General features: G+C 67.3%; 4 protein-coding genes. 2 read left to right on the top strand and 2 right to left on the bottom strand.

The features are described 5' to 3' along the window. Positions 1-91 precede the first annotated feature (91 nt). Positions 92-1,057, bottom strand: a complete 966-nt coding sequence (locus tag H563_RS17030; protein ID WP_022883237.1) for a MalY/PatB family protein — start codon at positions 1,055-1,057, stop codon at positions 92-94. A gap of 69 nt (positions 1,058-1,126) precedes the next feature. On the opposite strand from H563_RS17030, the gene H563_RS0114170 reads away from it, so the two are divergent. Further along, positions 1,127-1,591, top strand: a complete 465-nt coding sequence (locus tag H563_RS0114170) for a carboxymuconolactone decarboxylase family protein (protein ID WP_245556868.1) — start codon at positions 1,127-1,129, stop codon at positions 1,589-1,591. 30 nt (positions 1,592-1,621) lie between these two features. Here the strand turns inward: H563_RS0114170 and H563_RS0114165 are convergent, their stop codons facing one another. Then, positions 1,622-2,422, bottom strand: coding sequence for a nuclease-related domain-containing protein (locus tag H563_RS0114165; protein ID WP_162138954.1), 801 nt, complete (start codon positions 2,420-2,422; stop codon positions 1,622-1,624). 259 nt (positions 2,423-2,681) lie between these two features. Here H563_RS0114165 and H563_RS18045 point away from each other — a divergent pair, with 259 nt between their 5' ends. Next, complete coding sequence (locus tag H563_RS18045) at positions 2,682-3,269, top strand: hypothetical protein (RefSeq protein WP_155865283.1); 588 nt, start codon at positions 2,682-2,684, stop codon at positions 3,267-3,269. Positions 3,270-3,468 lie beyond the last annotated feature (199 nt).

The raw sequence follows: 3,468 nt of genomic DNA, 5'->3' as shown, positions 1-3,468 counted from the left end.
GAGGTCGAGGCCGCGCACTACGCTGACCACGAAACGCCCGGACCGGCACTCGCCAGCCCCGGAAACCACTAGGAACCAAACCCAGGGCGAATCACTCGGCGAGCAACTCGCCGAGGCGGGTGCGGTTGCCGTCGAGGTAGTCGATCGTGTCGGCGAGCCACTGCCGGCCATCGTTGTAGGCGGTGGTGTTGGCGATCACGCCCAGGTTGCTCGTACCGTGGCCGGCCCAGGCGACCTCCGGCCGCTGCCAGGTCCGCTCGTCGGCGTCGTTGGAGATGATCAGCTGCGCCGCCTTGAGGCCGGGCAGGTTCCACGCCTTCGAGGCGCTGGTGGCGGTGATGGTGTGCGATGCGGCCGTCTCGTTGATGCTCGCGTAGGGAATGTGCCGGTGCGGGGCGAAGACGAGCGGCGAGTGGATCTCGTCGGAGAAGACGCGGCCCCCGTGCTTGTCGACGATCTGACAGACCGCCTCGAGCTCCTCGCGGGTGAAGACGCGGCCGACCGGGTTGTACGGGTTGCAGAGGATGAGCAATCCGCCGCCGGCGGCGAAGGCGCGGTCAATGCCGTCGAGGTCGAGCTCGTAGCGGCCGGCTTGCGCGCCCAACTCGCCTTGCTCGCCCGGCTCGCCGTTCACGAGCATCGGCACCTCGATGATCTCGCGGCCGTGCATGGGCGGGATGCTGAGGAACGGCATGTACGACGGGGTGGGCAGCACGATCTTCGAGCCGGGCTCGGTGTAGTAGTCGATCGTCGCGCGCAGGCCCGAGAGCACGTCAGGCAACGGATGCACGCGCTCGGGGTCCACTGTCCAGCCGTAGCGGTCGCTCTGCCAGCGCGCACACGCCTCGGACATCGCGGTCGCGACGGCGCGGGGCAGGTAGCCGAACAGGCCGTCGTCGATCGTCTTGCGCAGGGCCGCGGTGACGGCGGGCGCCGTGCCGAAGTCCATCTCGGCCACGAACGCGCCGATGGTCCCCGGGAACGCGGACCACTTCACGCTTCCGACCTCGCGAAGTCGGTCGATCCCGATGGCGTCGAACTCAGCTGCGGTGCTCATCCACGGTCCTCTCCTGCCGGCACGGGCACGCTGCGCGCGCTTCCGAGACCCTTCCCCGATCCTTCGAGAATGGAGGAGCGCCGCCGCGCTTGTCAACATGGCGTGAAAGCGATCAACGGGCTATTGAGTTGTGGAACCATGGGCGGCGACATCGTTGAAGAGAAAGGAACTCTCGTGGCTGAGCACTATCACGATCCGACCGACCGTAAGTACTCCCGGCAGATCCGGCAAGCCGCACCCGAGGCATTCGCGGCGTTCATGGCGTTCGACGAGGCCGCCCTGCGTCGACCCGGCATGGCGATTCCGCGCAAGTACGTCGAGCTGATGGCGCTCTCCGTGGCGTTGACCACCCAGTGCGTCTACTGCATCGAGGCGCACACCAAGGCCGCCGCCGAGGAAGGCGCGACCGAGCAGGAGATCGGCGAGACGATCATGATCGCCATGGCGCTGCGTGCCGGGGGCGGGCTGACGCACGGCTTCCAGCTGATGAAGCACTACGTGCACGAGACCGAGGGCGAGGGCGCCGAAGGGTGAGGCTGGGGCGCGGGGCGGGGCCCAGCCCGGTTACCCGTGCCCGAGCATCGAGATCCCGACGACGACCATCGCGCCGGCGAACATCACGCCCCACAGCCCGCGCACGAGCTTCGACTGGTCGACCTCGTCCCTGAGGTGGTCGAAGCGCGTGCGGTCGACGGTGGTGGGGCCGCTGCCCGCGCCGCGCCAGGTCGCTCGCTGCTCGGCGGCGGCGACGATCGCCGCGCACATCGAGGCGGAGAGCACCGCGCGCTGCCGGCGCAGGAACCGCAGCAGGCCGCGGTCGCTGACGATCGACACGTCGTCGGGTTCGCTCTTGATGTCGAGCTGCTTGGGGGCGACGAAGGCGATGACTCCGCGCACGGAGACGTTGGCGCCGGTGGCGCGGGAGAGTGCGAGCGAAGCATCCGTCGCCTCGTCGCGGGAACGCAGCACGTAGGGCTTGGTGACGCCGTTGACGCGCAGGTGCGCGCCGGCGACCCAGACGCGCGCTTCTTCGTGGCACTTGGTGTTGATGGTGAAGACTCCGCCGGGGCCGACGACGAGGTGGTCGATGTCGCGCCCGCGCGCCCCGGCCGGGATGGCGTGCAGCACCGTCCACTCGGGGCCGAGCTTGTCGAGCTCGCGCGCGACGCGCAGCTCGCCGAGCGCTCCGACGTACCACTTGCGCGACTCGTCGGTCAGCGGACTCGCGCCGACCAGCTTGCCGAACCATCCGCGCTGGCGGGCCTCAGCCTGCGCCGACAGGCATTGCACGATGACGGATGCCGCGGGCACCCGCCATTCGCCCGTGTCGGTGGTGGTCTGGCCACCGGTCAGCTGAGTCGTCACGTCCATAGTTCTATGGCCTGGTTGTACCGCGGTGAAGTCCCAACAGGGGGCACCCGCAGACGGGTGTCGAGAAGTTGGGGGTGCGTGGCGGCTGTGGCTGTGGATGAGGCGCGTCGCGCGCGTCGCGGGGATGGCGCGTTCCGGGGATGCAGGGGGTCGGGCCATTCTCCTTGCGCAAGAAAAACGGTCGGCGGCTCGCGTCGTCCTGGCTGTGGAGAGTTGGTGCGCCGGCCGCCGGGTTTGCCCTACTTTGTCGGGCATGCGGATGCCGGGGCGCGTGGTCGTCGCGAGCGCGATGGCGCTCGCGCTGGGAGTCGCGCTGTCGGGCTGCGCGGGGGCGGATCATGAGGCGGACCCGACCGTTTCTCCTCCGTCGGTGACGGCTTCGGCGAGCCCGACTCCGGTGTTCAGTTCAGATGCTGAGGCGCTGAAGGCGGCGACGGAGGCTTTCAAGAAGTTCCTCAGTGTCGCAGATGCGATCGGACGAGACGGCGGAGCACATCCTGAGCGCATCCGGGCACTGGTTACCGCTGAAGGTTACGAATATGAGGTCGAGGAAGCCAAGCGCTTTTCCGACGCGAACGCTCATGGGGTGGGAAGCACGCGCGTGAATAACACGAAGCTTCAGTCGGTGCAGCAAGAGGGCAACAAGGTGGTCGTTCGCATCTATGTATGCGAGGACCTCCGGGAGGTTGACGTTGTTGATGCGTCCGGAAATTCGATCGTCGATCCGAGCCGATCAGACTTTGTCGCCTATGTCGTTGAGATGGAAGGCACCTCTGCCCAGAACCTGGTGTTGAGTTCAAGCAAGTATTGGTCCGAGGGCGGAGTATGCGAAGTGCCGTAGTAGTGGCCTTGTCTACTTCGCTGCTATGGGGGCTATCTGCCGGAGAGTTCTCGGGCGGTGGAGCATTCGACGGGCATCAAGGGATGGCGGTTTGGGGAAAAACAGGCTCTTCGCAGTTGAGGGTGTAGCCCGGGACCGCCGGCTGGTTCGCGGATAGGCGTCGAGGTCTTCCAGGATGGAAGTTCTCACGCTCACCATC

The organism is Gryllotalpicola ginsengisoli DSM 22003, assembly GCF_000419445.1.
In the GTDB taxonomy this organism is placed as follows: domain Bacteria; phylum Actinomycetota; class Actinomycetes; order Actinomycetales; family Microbacteriaceae; genus Gryllotalpicola; species Gryllotalpicola ginsengisoli.
The sequence above is the reverse complement of the archived record's forward strand: the minus strand, read 5'-3'. Positions and strand labels throughout refer to the sequence as shown.

Coding starts and splice junctions, on each gene's coding strand:
- H563_RS18045 (WP_155865283.1), top strand. CDS start 2,682: ATGCGGATGCCGGGGCGCGTGGTCGTCGCGAGCGCGATGGCGCTCGCG.
- H563_RS17030 (WP_022883237.1), bottom strand. CDS start 1,057: ATGAGCACCGCAGCTGAGTTCGACGCCATCGGGATCGACCGACTTCGC.
- H563_RS0114170 (WP_245556868.1), top strand. CDS start 1,127: ATGGAGGAGCGCCGCCGCGCTTGTCAACATGGCGTGAAAGCGATCAAC.